A 17478-nucleotide genomic window follows, 5' to 3' on the forward strand; every position below is an offset into this window, starting at 1 on the left:
CGCCATGTCCGTCCCGACCACCCGACTCCCTGAAATCCGTCGCCGCTGGCGGCGTCTGCCGGTCCTCGTCCTGGTGGCCGCGCTCGGCCTGACCGCCACTTCCGCGTCGGCCCGGGGGGACAGCCCGGTTGAACGGCTGGAACGCCTGAACGAGGCCGGCGACTACGCCCACGCCTTCACCCTGGGCCAGGAGCAGTTCGAGGCACACGCGGGCGATCCGGACTTCGATCTGGCGTTCGGCATCGCCGCGCTGGAAAGCGGTGAACCCGACCATGCCCTGCTGGCCTTCGAGCGCGTGCTGATGCACGACCCCGAGGCCCCGCTGCCACGCCTGGAGCTGGCCCGGGCGCATTTCGCCATGGGCAGCACGATCGCCGCCCGGCGCCATTTCAGCCGCGTCCTGGAACGCGACCCGCCACCGCCCTCGGCGGTGGTCCGCCGCATCGAATGGTTCCTGACGGCGATCGAGGAGCGCGAGGCCGGGCGTCCCGCGCCGGTCCGCGATGCCGTCACCCGCTGGCATCTGGGCGCACGCCTGGGACACGACAGCAACGTGGGCGCCCACACCGATGACGACGTGGCCCTGTTCGGCGTGCTGCCCCTGCAGCTGCCCGACCCCGAAAGCGACCGTTTTTTCGAACTGTACGGCGGCTTCGCGCACCAGCGACAGACGAGCGACCGGCGGGGCTGGTTCCTGCAGGGCGGACTGGAGGGGCGCGGATATCATTCCGAACGCGACTTCGACCGCTACACCGCCCGGCTGCGCGGCGGGCCGGTACTGCTCGGAGACGGCTGGCGCCTGACCCTGCCCCTGGAACTGCGTCACACCCGCCGCGACGACGATGTCCGCAACACCCGGGCCACGGCCGGCGCCGAATGGACCCTGCGCCCGGGTCGGCCGCTGGAGTACACCCTGTTCGGGCAGGTCAGCCGGGTCCAGCACAAGCCCGCCGACGCCCGCGACGTGGACGGGGGCGCGGCCGGTGCCCGTGTCAGCTGGCGCCCCGACCCCCGGCTGCGCGTGTTCGGCGGGACACTGGCGGGCGAAGAACGCCCCCGCCGCTCGCGCGGTGAGCACTTCGGACGCCGCTATGCCGGACTTCAGGCGGGGGCGGGCTGGGCCGTCGACGAACACCACCGGATCGACCTGCGTCTGGACCATCTCGTCAGCCGTCACCGCGAAGACGACCCCGCGTTCCTCGACCAGCGCCGCGACCGGCTGAACCGGGCCCGACTGGGCTGGGCCTGGGATCCCGCTCCTGACTGGCGGCTGGAACTGAGCGTGGAACACGCCGACAACGATTCCAGCCTCGATCTCTATTCTTACCGCCGCACGCAGGTCACCGCCGGCGTGCGCCGCGAATGGTGACCACCATGAACCCGTCCCGATTCCGTTTTCCGTTCGCGCAGGCCATTCCGGCCATGCTGGCCGCCGTCCTCCTCCTGGCCGGCCCGCCGGTAGCCGGCGCAGCCGAGCGCGAGGACGCCGGGCGCGTGCTGGTGGCCACCACCGGCGTGACCGCCGAGTACCGTGACCAGGACCCGCGCGAGCTGGCGCGGCGGTCCGAGGTCCACGTGCACGACACCGTGCGAACACCGGAGGGCGGGCGTGCCCAGCTGCGCATGATCGACGGGGAGATCCTTTCCCTGAGCGAATCCAGCGAACTCTACATCGATACCCTGGAACACGCCCCCGAAGCCGGTCCCGACGACGCGGACCGCAGCATCAAACGCCTGCTGCAGGGCGGCCTGCGCACCATCACCGGCACGGTCGCCGGGGATGGCTACCGGGTCGAGACCCGCGCCGGCACCATCGGCATCCGCGGAACGTCCTTCGACGCCTTCACCCGCGGTGACGACCTGTACGTGCATGTTCGCCGAGGCGCGCTGTACGTGGAGAACCCGCACGGGCGCGTCGAGATCACCGCAGGCACCGCGCGCGATGCCGCCTACATCCGCGACCCGGATTCGGCCCCGCAGGCACTGCAAGGCGACGAACTCCCGGATTTCTTCTTCGACGCCTTCGAGGGCGACGTGGACCGGGCCATGGCCGACGACCCCGAGCCGACCGCCACCACGGACCCGGGCGCGGCCCCGGGCCCGTCGGAAGACCGCTGGGGCGAAGCCGGCCGCCCGGTGGCGCGCACCGCGGACGACGGCTTCGGCGAGACCACCCTGCTGGAACACGACCGGGAGGTTTTTACCGACGCCACCGAACCGCCCGAGGTCGCGGATCCCGATTCCTACGGGTTCGTAACCGGCCAGTACTCGGAGCCGGGCACTCTCGATTTTTACGCCGGCCGCTTCCTGCAATCGCCGCTGAGCCTGGGTGACGACCGGCAGTTGCTCCAGGCAGAGGACGGCGAGGCATTCCTGGACCCGGACCTGGCGATCGAGACCTTCGTGGTGGACAGTGACGACACCGGGACCACCGGGACCGCGGAGATCGGCGACGCGTCGGTCTCCTGGGGCCGGTGGACGGATGCCGACGTCCAGCGACTCAACGACATCGAACCCTACGATTCGGGCGGAAACGACAGCTTCACCTGGATCACCTCCACCGAGGTCATCCATGACCCGGCCAATCTCCCCGGAACGGGAACGGCCAGCTACTCGCATGTGGGGATTGAGGGAACGGGCATGTTCGCAATCGACGCGGGCTCTCTGGCCGTCGATTTCGGCGCCGCGACGATCGGCGCCACCCTGGTATTCGGAGGTGGCGAGCAGCTGCAGACGACCGGGGGTTCGGTCGCGATCACGGAGTTCCACGCAGACGGCATCCCGCTCGAGTACGGCACCAATGTCCAGGGTCGGCTCGCAGGCCGCTTCGTCGGCTCCGACGCGGAGGGCGCCATCGCCGGTTACGAGATCCGTGAGGACGGTCAGTTCGTCGGCACCGGTGTGATCGCCTTCGAACAGGACTAGTGAGCCCCGCCCGCTCCCGCCGGTTCGCGACGGCCCTCGGGGGCCTGCTGGTCGCGCTGCTGGCCCTGCCGCAGGTGACCGGGCTCCCGGGGGTGACCCCGGCGCTGGACCGGGTCGAACGGCTGGTCTATGACCTGCGTATGCAGGCCCATCCGCCCGCCCGCGGGGCCACCGAGTCGGAGGTACCCATTGTCATCGTCGACATCGACGAGGCCTCGCTGGAACGCGAGGGCCAGTGGCCCTGGCCGCGCCGGCGCATTGCCGAGCTGGTCGAACGCCTCGATGCGGCGGGGGCCGGGGTCATCACGCTCGATATCCTGTTCGCCGAGGCCGAGCGCAATCCGGTCGAAACCGTCCGTGAACACCTGCCGCAAGACGCCGCGCTGCAGGCCCGGCTGGACCGGCTGGCGCCGGAACTCGACGGTGACCACCGGCTCGCGCGGGCCCTGCAAGGCCGCGAGGTGGTCCTGGGCTATGTCTTTCACGCGCAGCAGCGGTCACGTTCCGGCGCCCTCCCCGAGCCATTGCCACTGGAGGAACCGCTTGCGGTGGAGGAGCTGGCCCTGCCCCCGGCCAGCGGCTACAGCGCGCCGCTGCCGGTCCTGCGCGAAACGGCCGCGACGGCCGGGTTCTTCAGCCTGCTCCCCGATGCCGACGGCACCCTGCGCCGCGCCCCGCTGCTGGCACGCATCGAGGGAGAGCTGTACGGCTCGCTGGCCACGGAGACCGTGCGCCAGTTCCTGTTCCTGGAAGAGGCCCGCCTGACCACCGAGACCATCGACCGGCGGGAGCACCTCGAGGCGCTGCACCTCGACGACCATCTGACGGTACCGGTCGACGGCCGGGGCCGCATGCTGGTGCCGTACCGCGGCCCCCCCGGAAGCTTTCCGTACATATCGGCCTGGCAGGTGCTGGAAGACGACCCCGCGGAGCGCATCCCGCCCGGGGCGATCGTGCTGGTGGGGACCACGGCGCCGGGGCTGTTCGACCTGCGCGCGACCCCGATGGACGCGGTGTTCCCCGGAGTGGAGATCCACGCCAACCTGATCGCGGCGATGCTGGACGAGGCCTTCCTCACCGAACCGGCCTGGGCCCCGGGCGCCAACCTGTCCATGCTGGTGGTGGCCGGCGGACTGCTGGCCCTGGTCCTGCCCCGTCTGGCGCCGCTGCGCCAGCTTGCGGCGTCCCTGGCCGCCGGCGGTGTCCTGCTCGCGTTCACCGCATGGCTGTGGTCGGCGCATGGCCTGGTGCTGGATCTGGCGTCCCCGTTGCTGGCGGTGGTGCTGATCGCGGTGTTCAATCTCGGCTGGGGCTTTCTGTTCGAGGCGCGCACCCGGCATCGGCTGAAGGCGATGTTCGGGCAGTACGTGCCGCCCGCGCTGGTGGAGCAGATGAGTGAGCATCCGGAGGCCTTCGACTTCGAGGGCCGCTCGCGCGAGCTGAGTATCCTGTTTTCCGACATCCGCGGCTTCACCGGTCTGTCGGAATCGCTGGAAGCCGACCAGCTCAAGCGGCTGCTGAACCGTTATTTCACGCCCATGACCCGGGTCATCTTCGAGCACCGGGGGACCATCGACAAGTACGTGGGCGACATGGTCATGGCGTTCTGGGGAGCACCCGTGGACGATCGCGAGCATGCCACCCACGCGGTGGAGGCGGCCCTCGAGATGCAGGCGGAAACCGTGCGGCTGCGCGAGGCCTTCACGGCACAGGGCCTCCCGGACATCCATGTCGGCATCGGCATCAACAGCGGCGTGGTTAACGTGGGTGACATGGGTTCGGAATACCGCCGCGCGTACACGGTACTGGGCGATGCCGTGAACCTCGCCTCACGCCTGGAGGGCAGTAGCAAGTATTATGGAGTCGGAATCGTCGTCGGCGAGCGCACCCGGGAGCTGACCGGCGAGTGCTTCGTCTGGCGCGAGCTGGACCGCGTGCGGGTCAAGGGGCGCGATCGGCCGGTGCGGGTGTTCGAGCCGGTCTGCCGGTCCCCGGAGCACACGCCCGAGCTGCAGGCCGAACTGGATTCGCTGGCGCAGGCCCTGGACGCATTCCGGTCAGCGGATCTGGATGCGGCGGAGAAAGCCTTCCGGCGGCTGACCGGGGCGTACCCCGGGGTCGGACTCTACCGGCTGTACCTCGACCGCATCGAGCACCTGCGGCGCGAGCCACCGCCCCCCGACTGGGACGGCAGCTGGACCCGCGAGAGCAAATGACCCGCTACAGGAATGCGAGGAGAACAGACCATGGCCCGGGATGAATGCCTGAAGCGCTATACCCGGCTGATCGACCGCATGCCAGGATTCCCCGCATCGGTGCAGCGCATCCTCGAGCTGACCGCCAACCCCGACAGCTCGCCCGGTGAGCTGGTCGCGGCACTGGAACGCGATCCGGTGATCACGGTGCGCGTCCTCAAGCTGGTCAATTCGCCGTGGTTCGGACTGGCGCGCCCCGTCAGCTCGGTGCACCAAGCCATGGTGATCGCCGGCCTCAACACTCTGCGCAATCTGGCGCTCAGCATCGCGGCGGTCGGCATGCTGCCCACGCGCAACGACGCCGGCATGGACACCGGCCGCTTTCTCGAGCACTCGCTGGGCGTGGCCACCATCGCGCGCCTGCTGGCGCGGCGCCTCGGGGTTCCGGAGAGCGAGAACACCGACCATTTTGTCGCCGGTCTGCTGCATGATTTCGGCAAGATCGTGCTGATCCGACACGCCGGCGAGGATTACGCTCCGGTCCTCGCGGCCGCGGCCGCCGGCCCTGTACCGCTGCATCGGGAAGAAGCCCGGCGACTGGGGGTGGATCACGCCGAGCTGGGCGGTCTGCTGATCGAACACTGGGGCCTGCCCGCTACGCTGGCCGGTGCGGTCCGCTACCATCACGTGCCGGATCACGACGGCGACTGGAGCCTGCTGCGCGACACGGTGTTCGCGGCCAACCAGATCGTGCGTCACCTGGACTTCGGCGATTCCGGCAATCCGGTGATCGAACCCTTCCCGCGACCAATTCGCGAGCGTTTCGGCGCCGATCTTGCGGAATTGACGGAGGCCCTGGACGACCCGGGCGCGGAGCTGGAAGCCACCCGTCTGTTCATGCAGAGCGAGGAGGACAGTCGATGAGATTCACCTTCTGGGGCGTACGCGGCTCCATCCCGGTCCCCGGACCGCAGACCGTGCGCTACGGTGGCAACACCACCTGCATCGAGGTACACGGCGCGCAGGACGAGCTGATCATCCTCGACGCCGGTACCGGGATCTTCCAGCTGGCCCGACAACTGCAGGCGGACATGCCGCTGGAGGCCAGCATCTTCATCACCCACACCCACTGGGACCACATCCAGGGGCTGCCCTTCTTTATCCCGATCTTCGTGGCGGGCAACCGCATCCGCATCCATGGCGCGGCGGACCCGGTGAATCAGCGCGACATCCACGAGGTCCTCGCGCGGCAGATGGACTACGCGTTCTTCCCGGTGCGCGACAACGAGCTGGCGGCCACCATGGAGTATGTCACCCTGCGCGAAGGGCAGACCACGCAGGTGGGCAGCGTGACCGTCACGCCCATGATCATGGGCCACCCGGTCCTCAACTTCGCCTATCGCCTGGAATCCGGAGGGCGCACGCTGGTGTTCACCGGTGACCACGAGTGGCCGTACAACATCTACGCCCCCGGCGAGGACGGCCATGCGGAATACGAAGCGATGGCGCAGGAGCGCCGGGCGGCGATCATCGATTTCTTCCGCGGCGCCGATGCCCTGATCATCGACACCGCCTACACGCCCGAGGAATATCCGCGCCGCACGGGCTGGGGCCACGGCACCTACGACACCAGCATCCGGGCCGCGCGCGAGGCCGGAGTCAGGCAGGTGTGGCTGACCCACCACGAACCGACGCGCGACGACGACGAACTCGAGCGCATTTTCGCCGAGGCCCTGGAACGCAACCCGCCGCCGGACCCCGGGAGCGAACCGGCCATCCACCTCGCCCGGGAGGGCATCACCGTTACGCTGTAGCGGCCGCGCGAATCAGGCCGGCGGCGCACCCGCCGCCAGTCCGGTCTGCTGCGCCACCAGCACGATCAGCATCAGGGCAAGACCCGCGTACAGCCCGGCCACCACGTCGTCCATCACGATGCCGGTGCCGTCGTGCCATTTCTCGTCGAAATAGCGTGCCGGCCAGGGCTTGAGGATGTCGAACAGGCGGAACAGGAAGAAACCCAGCGCGACCCAGACCAGCCCGGCGGCGTCACCCGCCAGGGTGATCCCGGGCGGGATGAAGGCCAGGGTCACCAGCATCCCCGCCCACTCGTCCCACACGATCCCCGAATGGTCGTGCACGCCCAGGCGCCGTGCGCTCTCCCCGCAGATGTGGAACCCGGCCATGGTCACGATCACGGTGATCGCCAGATAGGCCCACTCGGGGAAGTTCATGATCGCGAAATACAGCACCAGGGCGGCCAGCGAACCCGTAGTGCCGGGGGCCCAGCGCGAGAGCCCGGAGCCGAAGCCGAAGGCCAGCAGATGGATGGGGTCGCCGAACACGGTGCGTGCCGACGGCATCGTCGCTTTCGTCATCCCTGGAACCATGTGGCCCGCCCTCTTCTCGCTCGTCAGTCAGTCGGCGAAATGATCGTGCCCCGGACGCCTCGCGTCCAGAGGCGCGCCGGCGGCATCCACCACGCGGATGGCGTCGCCGGCGGTAAACTCCCCGATCACGTGGAGCGCCACGCCGGCGGCCTCCGCCAGCGGTGCCAGCTCCACCTCCGGGGGCACCGCCAGCAGCAGTTCATAGTCGTCGCCCCCGCCCAGGGCGCAGTCCCGCGCCAGCGCCGCATCCGCCCCGGCGAGAGCCGGATCCAGCGGCACCGCCGGCCAGTCGACGCGGGCCCCGCAGCCGGAGGCGGCGCAGACATGCCCCAGGTCCGCGAGCAGTCCGTCCGACAGATCGATGGCCGCATGCGCATGCTCGCGCAGAGCCAGCCCCGCCGCCAGCCGGGGCTGCGGCCAGAAGAGTCGCTTACAGACCGGATCGTTGGCATCCGGCGGGCGCGCACCTTCGTCGCGGCGCCGGATTTCGGCCGCCAGTCCGATGGCGGCGCCCCCCAGCTCGCCGGTCACCACCACCCGATCCGCCGGCCGGGCCCCGCTGCGTTGCAGGGCGCGCCCGGCGGGCACCTGACCCAGCACGGTCACGCCTGCGGAGCAGGGCCCGCGCACCGTGTCTCCGCCCACCAGCGGGGCCCGCATCGCACGCGCCAGTCGCAGGAACCCCTCGCTGAACGGCGTCAGCCAGGCATCCTCGGCCTCCGGAACCGCCAGCGACAACAGCACGCCCAGCGGCTCCGCGCCCATCGCCGCCAGATCGCTGAGACTCGCAGCCAGGGCCTTGTGCCCCAGACTCTCGGGCGGGTGATCGGGAAAGAAATGCCGGCCTTCCACCACGGTGTCGGTACTGACGACCACCTCGTGGCCGGCATCCGGGCGCAGCAGCGCGGCATCGTCACCCACCCCGAGCACGACCCGCGCGTCCGCGACCGGGTCTCCGAAAGGACCGGCCGGCCGGAAGTAGCGCCGGATCAGATCGAATTCGGACAGGGACGGGGACGCCATGCGCCACGAACCGGGCGATGAGGCTCCGCCTCAGCGACGACGGATCTCGGAAGCGCGCAATTCGCTGGCGAGGCGATCCAGCACGCCATTCACGTAGCGATGGGACTGCTCCGCCCCGAAGCGTTTGGCCAGCTCCACCGCCTCGTTGATCACCACCCGATAGGGCAACTCGAAGCGCTCGGCCAGTTCCCACTGGCCCACCCACAGCAGGGCATGTTCCACCGGATCGAGCTGGTCAAGTTCGCGCCCCAGCCAGGGCTGCATACGGGCATCCAGCTCCTCGTGCGCCCCGGTCACCCCCATCAGGATCTCGCGGAAGTATTCGGGGTCCGCCTTGGCGTGTTCATCCTCTTCGCGAAACGCGAGCAGGATGTTCTTCGGGTCGTCCCCGGTCAGCTGCCAGGAATAAAGCGCCTGCATCGCACGCCGCCGAGCCACCGAGCGCGCATGCCGCGCACGCTGCTCGGGCGTGCTGCGCGGTCGCTGCTTGCGCCCGCCCCTGGCGGCGCTGGCCTGGTCGCGCGGAGGACGGTCGGCGGACCCGGAATCGCTGGATTCAGTCACGGTATTCACGTATCCGCTCAGGCACCGGTACGCAGGCGCGGCATCAGGCTGACCATCTCGATGGCCCCCATGGCGGCATCCGCCCCCTTGTTGCCCGCCTTGGTCCCGGCGCGCTCAATGGCCTGTTCGATGGAATCGGTGGTCAGCACGCCGAAGCTGATCGGCAGATCGGCCTCCATCTGCACCTGCGCCAGCCCCTTGGCGGCCTCGCCCGCCACATAATCGAAATGCGGCGTGGAGCCGCGGATCACGCAGCCCAGAGCAATGATGGCATCGTAGCGACCGGAGCCCGCCATGGTTCGGGCCGCCAGCGGCAGCTCGAAGGCCCCGGGGACCCGGGCGATGGTCATGTTGTCATCCGCCACGCCATGCCGGCGCAGGGTGTCCACTGCGCCTTCCAGCAAACGTTCCACCACCAGGCTGTTGAAGCGCGCCAGCAGCAGGCCGAAGCGGCGCCCGCCAGCGTCGGTAAACTGCCCTTCCAGGGTCTCGATCTCGTGCATGGGTTTTCCCTTTTGCGTCGCAATGCGGGGATCGCGAAGGTCACAACGAAAACGCACAGTGTAGCACTGTCGCGCCGCTGCCACCGAAAGAAAAACCCGGCCCGCCGGGGCTCGCAGCCCCGACGGCCGGGTCGGAAAACGGCTCGCCCCAGCGGCGCCCGTGGATCATGACCGCGGACGCCGCCGGCCGTAGCTCAGGGCCTCAGCCCTGGGCTTCCGGATCGCAGAGGTGCTTCTTGTCCTCCGGCAGGTTGTCCGGGCAGATGCCGCAGCCTTCGTTGCCGGGCAGCGCCCAGTCGATCTTCTTCGGATACGGCAGGTCCATCTCGTTCATGATCTTCACGAATTCTTCCTCGGGCTTGTCCTTGCCCAGACGCGGGTTGCGCATCTTTTCCTGGCCGATGGTCGTGATCTGCCGCTCTTCGTAATCGTGTCCGGGGTACACCAGGGTCTCGTCCGGCAGGGTAAAGAATTTGTCGTGGATCGAACGATACAGGGTGTGCGGATCGCCCGACTGGAAATCGGTCCGGCCGCAGGCCTCGATCAGCAGCGCATCCCCGGAGAACAGCATCTTCAGCCCCACGTGATCCAGCAGATATGCATGGTGGGTATCGGTGTGCCCCGGAGTGAACAGCGGGTTCACCACCAGGTTGCCCACGCGGAAGGGCTCGCCTTCGCGGATGCCGACGTCGCGGCAGGGCAGCTCGTCCAGCGCCGGGCCGGCCAGCTGACAGCCGGCCTTCTCGCGCAGCATCTTGCCGCCGGTGATGTGGTCCGCATGGATATGGGTCTCGATCGCATAGTCCAGGCTCAGGCCCATGTGCTGCAGGACCTCCAGATCGCGATCCACGGTCTCCAGGACCGGGTCGATCAGGGCCGTCTTGCCGGTATCCGGGCAGGACAGGAGATAGGTGTAGGTCGAGGATTCAGGTTCGAACAGCTGCTTGAAGATCATGTCGTGTCCTCCGACGTGTATTAGGACTTGCTGAAATACTAGCCCGCGAATTCGCCGCGTGACCAACTACTGACACCCCGAGTGCTGGCTTTACCCGCCAGCCTGCGCCACGCAACGTTTCCATCTCCGGTGGAGCCCTGCGGGCGGGCACAAGTTCCACCGCTCCGGGTCCCGGGTCTCCCCCCGCATGCGGGGGCTCTTCTGTCGTCCGCGGGCGACCGCTATCATCGCGGTCCAAATCCCGTGCCGACAGTGCATTCAATCAGGAGAATCCCCATGGAAGCCAGTCAGGTCGCCGAACTCATCCGCGCGGGCCTGCCCGATGCCCGGTCGGTCGAAGTGACCGGGGGTGAAGGCAAGTTCGAGGCGCGGGTCATCAGCCCGCAGTTCGAGGGCATGTCCCGCGTGAAGAAACACCAGACCGTCTACGCCACCGTACGCGAGCAGATCGACAGCGGCGAACTGCACGCCCTGTCGATTGTTGCCCTGACGCCGGAGGAAGCCGAGGCGGAAGGCTGAACGGCCAGCGTCGCCGTCATGCTGTCACCCAAGGGTCGCGAGGAGATCCAGCGCCTGCTGGAGGGCGGCCTGGTGGAAGACTGGGCCGAGGCGGAAACCACGCTGCGCAATGTCACGCGCATGCTGCTGACCACCCGGCCCGACCTGCTGCGCCTGTACTTCGAACCGCAGGCCTGGCGGGAGATCACCTCCTGGCCGCAGAAAAAGGCGGCGAACGCGATCATCGCCGCGCTGCGCACCGGCGTGGTCGATGCCCTCGGGCGTCCGGAGATCGTCAACCGGGACCAGGCGCGCTTCTACCTCCTGTGCTTTCAGGATGACCTGACCGAGCGGGTCGACCACTGGTGCCGCGACCACCCCGAAGAGTGCCCGCGGCGGGCCGCACGGGAACGGCGCGGGCTGGACCACGATCACGACGCCGATACATGAACACCACGTCCGAAGACGAGATCCTGTATTGCGGCGACCCGCAGCAGGCCGGCGCACTCGCCGCCCTGCTCGAGGGCTACGGCCTGGAGCTGATCCTGCACCCGCCCGGTGCCGCGCTGCCCGGCTCCTGGTGGGGCGAACCGGAAGCCGGCATCGTCGGCCTGCAGGTGCATGTCCGCCCGGACACGCCGGTCCATTCGGCCCTGCACGAGGCCGGACATACGCTGTGCATGGACCCTGCGCGCCGCGCCACCCTGCACACCAATGCCGGCGGCGACGACCTCGAGGAATGCGCCGTCTGCTATCTGCAGATCCTGCTGGCCGACGCCCTGCCCGGTGTCGGCCGCGAGCGGTTGATGCGCGACATGGACGCCTGGGGTTACAGCTTCCGTCTCGGGAGCACCGCGGCCTGGTTCCACGAGGACGCGGACGATGCTCGCCGGTTCCTGCAACGGCACGGCCTGATCGACGCCGGTGACCGCCTGACCGGACGAGCGCGCGGCGACTGACCCGCGCCGGGGAAACGCTGGTCAGCGTTTCCTAACGCTCAACTCACGGCACACGAAAAAAACGATGGTACACTCCGGGTTTGTTCGGAAACCGTACGGATTTCAGGCCTGCCCATGGACACCCCGACGATCAGCCCGCTGCTCGAGCAACTGGACCCGGCCTCCGGACTGTCGCAAAGCGCTCGTGACGAAGTCGCCGCCCAGTGCGAAATCCGCGATGAAGCCGCCGGCAAGCGCCTGCGACCCGATGCGGCCAGCGAGCACCACCTGTTCCTGCTGAGCGGCCAGCTGGTGCGCGTGGTCGGCGGGACCCCCGAACGCATCCGGCTCGATGGCGAGGATAACGACGTCCCGGTCGAACTGTTCGAGGGCAACCCCGGGCATCAGGACTTCGTCCTCACCGAACAGCCCTGCCGCATCCTCGCGCTGCCCAAGGCCGCCCTGGAACGGGCGTATTCGTCTTCCGTGGTGGTCAGCGACACCGAGCTGGACGACACCGAGGGCGCGTTTTTCAGCGAACTCTACGATCTGATCACCAGCAATCGCCTGGAGCTGCCGACCATGCCGGAGGTCGCGCTGCGCATCCAGGAACTGACCAACGACCCCGAAGCCAGCATGGACGACCTCACCGAGGTCATCCAGCGAGACGGCACCATTGCCGGCGCCCTGCTGCACGCCACCAACAGTCCGCTGTTCCGCGGCGCCCAGCAGATCCAGTCAGTGCGCGAGGCGGTCACCCGTCTGGGCTTTCGCAACACCCGCATGCTGGCGATGAACATGGCCCTGCGCCAGACCTTCAAGGCGAAGCACGCGGCCACCCGCGAGGCCATGGCCGAGGTATGGAGCGAAGGCGTGCTGAACTCCGCGTTCGCCTACCTGATCGCCGACTCGCTGCGCCTGCTCGACCGGGAGCGGGCCCTGCTGGGCGGACTGGTGGCCGGGATCGGCGCGGTGCCCATCATCCAGTTCGCCGAGATGCGCGAGGAGAACCCCGGCGCCGAGCGCCTCAGACTGCTGATCGAGCGCCTGCGGAACCTCGCCGGGGTCCTGGTCATCAACTACTGGGATCTGGGCCAGGACCTGGTGGCGGTGGCCGAACACGCGTACGACTGGTCCTACCGCGCCGAACAGCCGGACTACGCCAGCGTCGGCATCGTGGCCGAATGGGCCGCCCTGCATTACAGCGGCAAGCCCCACCCGGATGCCCGCGAGGTCGCGGCGTTCGAGGTCCTGGGCATCGACCCGCCCGCGCCGGGCGACCCCATCCCGTTCCTCGAGGAACGCAACGACGACCTGAACGAACTGAAGCTCCTGTTCAATGCATGAAGCCCTGACTCTCGACCCCGTCGTCCCGCGACTGAAACCGTTCGCCGACCTCGGCGAAAGCGGTCGCCGCGAGTTGATCCGCCATGCCCGGACTATCGATCTCAAGCCCGGCCAGAAGGTATATGCGCGCGAGGAATACCGCCACCTGGTGTTCCTGTTGAAGGGGCGCATGGTCCTGGCGCATGGCGACAAGGCGCACACCGTGGAGGACGACGACCCGGCCGCGCTGGAGCCCCTGTTCGCCCCCCACGACTACCGTACCCACGCCGTCGCCGCACGCCCCAGCACGCTGGTCCGTTTTGACCGCAACGTCTATGAGACCCAGCTCAACTGCGTCGGCGACGCCATGGAAGTCGGCGAGGTGGACCTCACGGCGCAGGAAGGCGAACTGCTCGCCAACATCTTCCAGAAGGCCCAGACCGGCGAACTGGCCCTGCCACAGCTGCCCGACGTGGCCCTGCACCTGCAGGAGGCCATCGACGAGCCTGATATCGAGATCCGCCGGGTCACCGAGATCGTCGAACGCGACCCCAGCACTGCGTCCCGCCTGCTATCGGTCGCCAACAGCCCGGCCATGGGCTCACGACGCGAGATCACGCGCCTGGGCGATGCGATCGCGCGCCTCGGCCTCGAGCGCACGCGCCAGCTGGTGCTCGCGCTGGCCGCCCAGCAGGTGTTCATCGACCGGGGCAGCCCTTATCGCGCCGTCATGGAGCAGCTGTGGCGTCAGTCCACGCGCATCTCCGCCATCGCCTTCGTGCTGGCGGACGAATCCGGCGAGGCTGATCGTCAGCGCGCCCTGCTCGCCGGCCTGCTGCACCGGGTCGGCGCCCTGCCGGTCCTCGGCGAAATCGCCTCGCGCGAAGAGCAACCGGATGCCGTCGAGGTGGAACACGTGATCCAGCGTCTGGAATCCATGACCGGCGAACTGGTTGCCCAGCAATGGGGGCTCGCCTCCGATATCATGGCAGCCATCCGTGATTCCGGCGGGCCGGAACAGCCCGATGCCGCGCCCCTGACCGACATCGTGCGCATCGCGCGCAATGCCTGTCTGCGCGACGCCTCCGAGGTGGAACGCGCCCGGGCCATTCCGCTGGAAAACCTCCAGGCCATCCGGCGGCTCGGCTTCACGCTGGACGAAAACGGCGAACTGGCCGCGGTGGAGAAGGCACGGCCGAAGATCGAAGCCCTCATGCAGGAACTCGCCTGAGGGAAACACTGACGGCTCCGGGCCCCCCGGAGGCGTCAACCGGCAGGAACCGAACCATGACCGCAACGAACCGTCCGCAACCCGGGGAGAAACAGCGCGCCGCCGACAAGGTCTCGCGCATCCCGGTGAAGATCAATCCGACCACGAAACCGCAGCGCAAGCCCTCGTGGATCCGCGCGCAGAGCCAGGCGCGCCCCGAAGTCCAGCGCATCAAGGGCATCCTCCGCGAACAGAAGCTGGTCACCGTGTGCGAAGAGGCCAGCTGCCCCAACCTCGGCGAGTGCTTCAACCACGGCACGGCCACGTTCATGATCATGGGCGAAGTCTGCACCCGGCGCTGCCCGTTCTGCGACGTGGCCCACGGCCGTCCGGAGCCTCTGGACCCCGAGGAACCCCGGCACCTGGCCGAGACCATCGAGGCCCTCGGTCTGAAATACGTCGTCATCACCTCGGTGGACCGCGACGACCTGCGCGACGGCGGTGCCGGACATTTTGTCGACTGCATCCGCGAGATCCGCGAACGCACCCCGAACACGAAGATCGAGGTCCTGGTGCCCGACTTCCGCGGGCGCATGGACCGGGCGCTGGAGATCATGCGCCAGGCTCCGCCGGACGTCTTCAACCACAACCTCGAGACCGTGCCGCGGCTGTACCGCGAGGCGCGCCCGGGCGCCGATTACCAGTGGTCGCTGGACCTGCTTCGGCGTTTCCGGGAGCAGCATCCGGGCGTCCCCACCAAGTCCGGGCTGATGCTGGGTCTGGGCGAGGAACGCGAGGAACTGCTGCAGGTCCTGCAGGACCTGCGCGACCATGGCTGCGACATGCTGACCCTCGGGCAGTACCTGCAGCCCTCGCGCCACCACCTGCCGGTCACCCGCTTCCTCACGCCGGAGGAGTTCGACGAGCTGGGCGAACGCGCCCGCGAGATGGGCTTCCGCCAGGTCGCGAGCGGACCGATGGTGCGTTCCTCCTACCACGCGGACCTGCAGGCGCAGGGCGTTACCGAAGAAACCGAAGCCGTCTGAACACCCCGCTCAGCCGCCGCCCACCCGGCGGCGTTCAGGCCGCCGGGGCCAGCGGCCGCGCCAGGCAGCGCAGCAGTTCCGGCGGCAGCGTCGGTACCTCCTCGCAGGCCGACGGCGTTTCCGGCCCCCCGGTGGCCAGCTGCGCGGCCAGCGCCCGCAGGACCACGCGCCGCACCCGCTCGGGGTTCGCGGGCCCCCCTTCCGCGGCCACCGAGGTCGTCGCCAGTCCGGCATAACCACAGGGATGGATACGGCCAAAGGCCGACAGGGCCGGATCCACGTTGAGCGCCAGCCCGTGGATACTGACCCCGTGGCGCACCCGCAGGCCCAGTGCGGCGATCTTCGCATCGCCCGCGTAGACCCCGGGCGCGCCCTCGCGACGGCCCGCGACGATGCCCCACTCGCCCAGGGCATCGATCACCGCCTGTTCCAGGCGCTCCACCAGCGCCCGCACCCCAAGCCCGCGGCGCCGCAGATCCAGCAGGGTATACACCACCAGCTGCCCCGGCCCGTGCCAGGTCACCTGTCCGCCGCGGTCGATCGCGATCACCGGCACCGAGCCGGGATCGAGCAGGTGTTCGGCACGACCGTTGCGCCCCTGGGTATAGACCGGCGGGTGCTGCACACACCACAGCTGATCGGGCGTGTGCGGCCCGCGCTCCGCCGCGTGCAGGCGCATCGCCCGCCACACCGGCAGGTAGGGCTGATCGCCCAGACGGTGAACCCGCAGCGTATTCAGAGGATCATCCGTACCCGGTTGCACTGCCCCAGAGCCCGGTAGAGGTTGTCCAGCTGCAGCTGACTGGTGGCGGTGATGGTCACGGTGATCCCGACAAAGCGCCCGCCACTGGATGCCCGCTGCTGGATCACCGCATCCCCGGGCTCGTCCACGTGGTCGTTGACGCAGGATTCCACCGCTTCCATCAATTCGGGGTGAGAGTCCCCCATGATCTTGATCGGGAAGCGGCAGGGGAATTCGATCAGGGTCTCGCGTTCTTCTTCGTCACTCATGGTTCATGGCCTCCGACTGTCGACGCACGGCACCGGGCTTGGCGGCCTGGTAGGCGGCATGCAACCGCGTCCACAGAGGACCCGGCCGGCCAGTGCCCACCGGCTCGCCGTCGATACGGGTCACCGGCAGCAATTCACGGGTGGAACTGCTGAGCCAGACCTCGTCGGCGGCCCGCAGTTCCGCGGCGGTCACGCCCCGCTCCTCCACGGGCACGCCCTCGCCCCGGGCGAGCCCGAGCACGAAGTCGCGCGTCACCCCGGCCAGCATCCCGCTGTCCAGTGGCGGTGTCACCAGCGTCCCGTCGCGCACCACGAACGCATTACTTGCTGCACCCTCGGTCAGCCGACCATTGCGCAACAGCAGCGCCTCCACCGCGTCGGATTCCACGGCCTCCTGACGCGCGAGCACGTTGGCCAGCAGGGTGGTCGCCTTGATGTCGCAGCGACCCCAGCGCTCGTCGGCGCGGGTCACCGCGCTCACGCCCGCCTCGCGCACCGCCGGGCCCAGCGGACGGATGGGGCTGACCATCCCCAGTACCGTGGGTTCGGAGACATCCGGGAAGGCGTGATCCCGCGGGGCCACCCCGCGGGTCACCTGCAGATAGAGCCCAAGGTCCGGCGGCGTCGATCCGTCCGTCGGTTCCGCGCCGTTGTGGCGGAGCAGATCGCCCAGATGACGTTCCCATTGTTCGCGGCCGAACGGGTTCGGCAGGCGAATGGCCGCCAGCGACCGCGCGAGGCGGTCCAGATGCGCGTCCAGCAGGAAGAACCGGCCCGCGTAACTGGGGATGACCTCATACACCGAATCGCCGAACAAGAAGCCGCGATCCAGCGGCGAGATCCGGACTTCCTCCAGCGGCAGGAATTCGCCATTGAACAGGGCAATGCTCATGTCTG

General features: G+C 68.9%; 19 protein-coding genes. 11 read left to right on the forward strand and 8 right to left on the reverse strand.

Annotated features, from left to right (window positions below):
* The first annotated feature begins 4 nt into the window (after positions 1 to 4).
* The 5 genes from D577_RS0103715 to D577_RS0103735 are packed head-to-tail and all read left to right on the forward strand — an operon-like array spanning position 5 to position 6934.
* Complete coding sequence (locus tag D577_RS0103715; RefSeq protein ID WP_018946230.1) at positions 5 to 1369, forward strand: tetratricopeptide repeat protein; 1365 nt, start codon at positions 5 to 7, stop codon at positions 1367 to 1369.
* Between the two features lie 5 nt (positions 1370 to 1374).
* The gene (locus D577_RS0103720) at positions 1375 to 2925 is read left to right on the forward strand and encodes a FecR family protein (RefSeq protein ID WP_167539479.1); all 1551 of its coding nucleotides are present in this window, start codon (positions 1375 to 1377) and stop codon (positions 2923 to 2925) included.
* A complete protein-coding gene (locus tag D577_RS0103725) occupies positions 2925 to 5141 on the forward strand; it encodes a CHASE2 domain-containing protein (RefSeq protein ID WP_018946231.1) in 2217 nt (738 codons plus the stop codon). Before D577_RS0103720 ends, D577_RS0103725 begins: the two co-directional genes overlap by 1 nt.
* Before the next feature lie 30 nt (positions 5142 to 5171).
* Positions 5172 to 6044, forward strand: coding sequence for an HDOD domain-containing protein (locus D577_RS0103730; RefSeq protein WP_018946232.1), 873 nt, complete (start codon positions 5172 to 5174; stop codon positions 6042 to 6044).
* Complete coding sequence (locus D577_RS0103735) at positions 6041 to 6934, forward strand: MBL fold metallo-hydrolase (protein ID WP_018946233.1); 894 nt, start codon at positions 6041 to 6043, stop codon at positions 6932 to 6934. Before D577_RS0103730 ends, D577_RS0103735 begins: the two co-directional genes overlap by 4 nt.
* 12 nt (positions 6935 to 6946) lie before the next feature.
* Here the strand turns inward: D577_RS0103735 and D577_RS0103740 are convergent, their stop codons facing one another.
* From D577_RS0103740 to D577_RS0103760, 5 genes are all read right to left on the reverse strand, one after another.
* Positions 6947 to 7480 carry a phosphatidylglycerophosphatase A gene (locus D577_RS0103740; RefSeq protein WP_018946234.1) on the reverse strand — a complete coding sequence of 178 codons (534 nt, stop codon included), beginning with the start codon at positions 7478 to 7480 and terminating at the stop codon, positions 6947 to 6949.
* A gap of 54 nt (positions 7481 to 7534) precedes the next feature.
* A complete protein-coding gene (gene thiL, locus D577_RS0103745; RefSeq protein WP_018946235.1) occupies positions 7535 to 8530 on the reverse strand; it encodes a thiamine-phosphate kinase in 996 nt (331 codons plus the stop codon).
* A gap of 30 nt (positions 8531 to 8560) precedes the next feature.
* Entirely contained in the window at positions 8561 to 9103 is a 543-nt protein-coding gene (gene nusB / locus D577_RS0103750; protein ID WP_018946236.1) for a transcription antitermination factor NusB, read from the reverse strand.
* Between the two features lie 8 nt (positions 9104 to 9111).
* Positions 9112 to 9597, reverse strand: coding sequence for a 6,7-dimethyl-8-ribityllumazine synthase (gene ribE, locus D577_RS0103755; protein WP_018946237.1), 486 nt, complete (start codon positions 9595 to 9597; stop codon positions 9112 to 9114).
* Positions 9598 to 9799: 202 nt separating this feature from the next.
* Entirely contained in the window at positions 9800 to 10552 is a 753-nt protein-coding gene (locus D577_RS0103760; protein ID WP_018946238.1) for an MBL fold metallo-hydrolase, read from the reverse strand.
* A 276-nt stretch (positions 10553 to 10828) separates the two neighbouring features.
* On the opposite strand from D577_RS0103760, the gene D577_RS0103765 reads away from it, so the two are divergent.
* The 6 genes from D577_RS0103765 to lipA all read left to right on the forward strand — a co-directional run bounded on the left by D577_RS0103765 (position 10829) and on the right by lipA (position 15570).
* Positions 10829 to 11071: a BolA family protein gene (locus D577_RS0103765; protein WP_018870908.1), complete on the forward strand. Its 243-nt coding sequence runs from the start codon at positions 10829 to 10831 to the stop codon at positions 11069 to 11071.
* An 18-nt stretch (positions 11072 to 11089) separates the two neighbouring features.
* Complete coding sequence (locus D577_RS0103770; RefSeq protein ID WP_018946239.1) at positions 11090 to 11500, forward strand: hypothetical protein; 411 nt, start codon at positions 11090 to 11092, stop codon at positions 11498 to 11500.
* Positions 11497 to 12009: a hypothetical protein gene (locus D577_RS0103775; protein ID WP_018946240.1), complete on the forward strand. Its 513-nt coding sequence runs from the start codon at positions 11497 to 11499 to the stop codon at positions 12007 to 12009. The genes D577_RS0103770 and D577_RS0103775 overlap by 4 nt, the downstream gene beginning before the upstream one ends.
* Before the next feature lie 114 nt (positions 12010 to 12123).
* A complete protein-coding gene (locus tag D577_RS0103780) occupies positions 12124 to 13335 on the forward strand; it encodes an HDOD domain-containing protein (protein ID WP_018946241.1) in 1212 nt (403 codons plus the stop codon).
* Complete coding sequence (locus tag D577_RS0103785) at positions 13328 to 14545, forward strand: HDOD domain-containing protein (RefSeq protein ID WP_018946242.1); 1218 nt, start codon at positions 13328 to 13330, stop codon at positions 14543 to 14545. Before D577_RS0103780 ends, D577_RS0103785 begins: the two co-directional genes overlap by 8 nt.
* A gap of 56 nt (positions 14546 to 14601) precedes the next feature.
* Positions 14602 to 15570 (forward strand): lipoyl synthase, encoded by a 969-nt coding sequence (gene lipA, locus D577_RS0103790; RefSeq protein WP_018946243.1) that lies wholly within the window; start codon positions 14602 to 14604, stop codon positions 15568 to 15570.
* A 34-nt stretch (positions 15571 to 15604) separates the two neighbouring features.
* Here lipA and lipB read toward each other — a convergent pair whose 3' ends face one another.
* The 3 genes from lipB to D577_RS0103805 are packed head-to-tail and all read right to left on the reverse strand — an operon-like array spanning position 15605 to position 17473.
* On the reverse strand, positions 15605 to 16309 hold the full coding sequence (gene lipB, locus D577_RS0103795; protein WP_371180224.1) for a lipoyl(octanoyl) transferase LipB: 705 nt from the start codon (positions 16307 to 16309) through the stop codon (positions 15605 to 15607).
* Entirely contained in the window at positions 16306 to 16581 is a 276-nt protein-coding gene (locus D577_RS0103800) for a YbeD family protein (RefSeq protein ID WP_018870901.1), read from the reverse strand. Before D577_RS0103800 ends, lipB begins: the two co-directional genes overlap by 4 nt.
* Complete coding sequence (locus D577_RS0103805) at positions 16574 to 17473, reverse strand: D-amino acid aminotransferase (RefSeq protein ID WP_018946245.1); 900 nt, start codon at positions 17471 to 17473, stop codon at positions 16574 to 16576. The genes D577_RS0103800 and D577_RS0103805 overlap by 8 nt, the downstream gene beginning before the upstream one ends.
* Between the last annotated feature and the right edge of the window lie 5 nt (positions 17474 to 17478).

Source organism: Thioalkalivibrio sp. AKL17 (assembly GCF_000377885.1).
Taxonomy (GTDB): Bacteria; Pseudomonadota; Gammaproteobacteria; order Ectothiorhodospirales; family Ectothiorhodospiraceae; genus Thioalkalivibrio; species Thioalkalivibrio halophilus.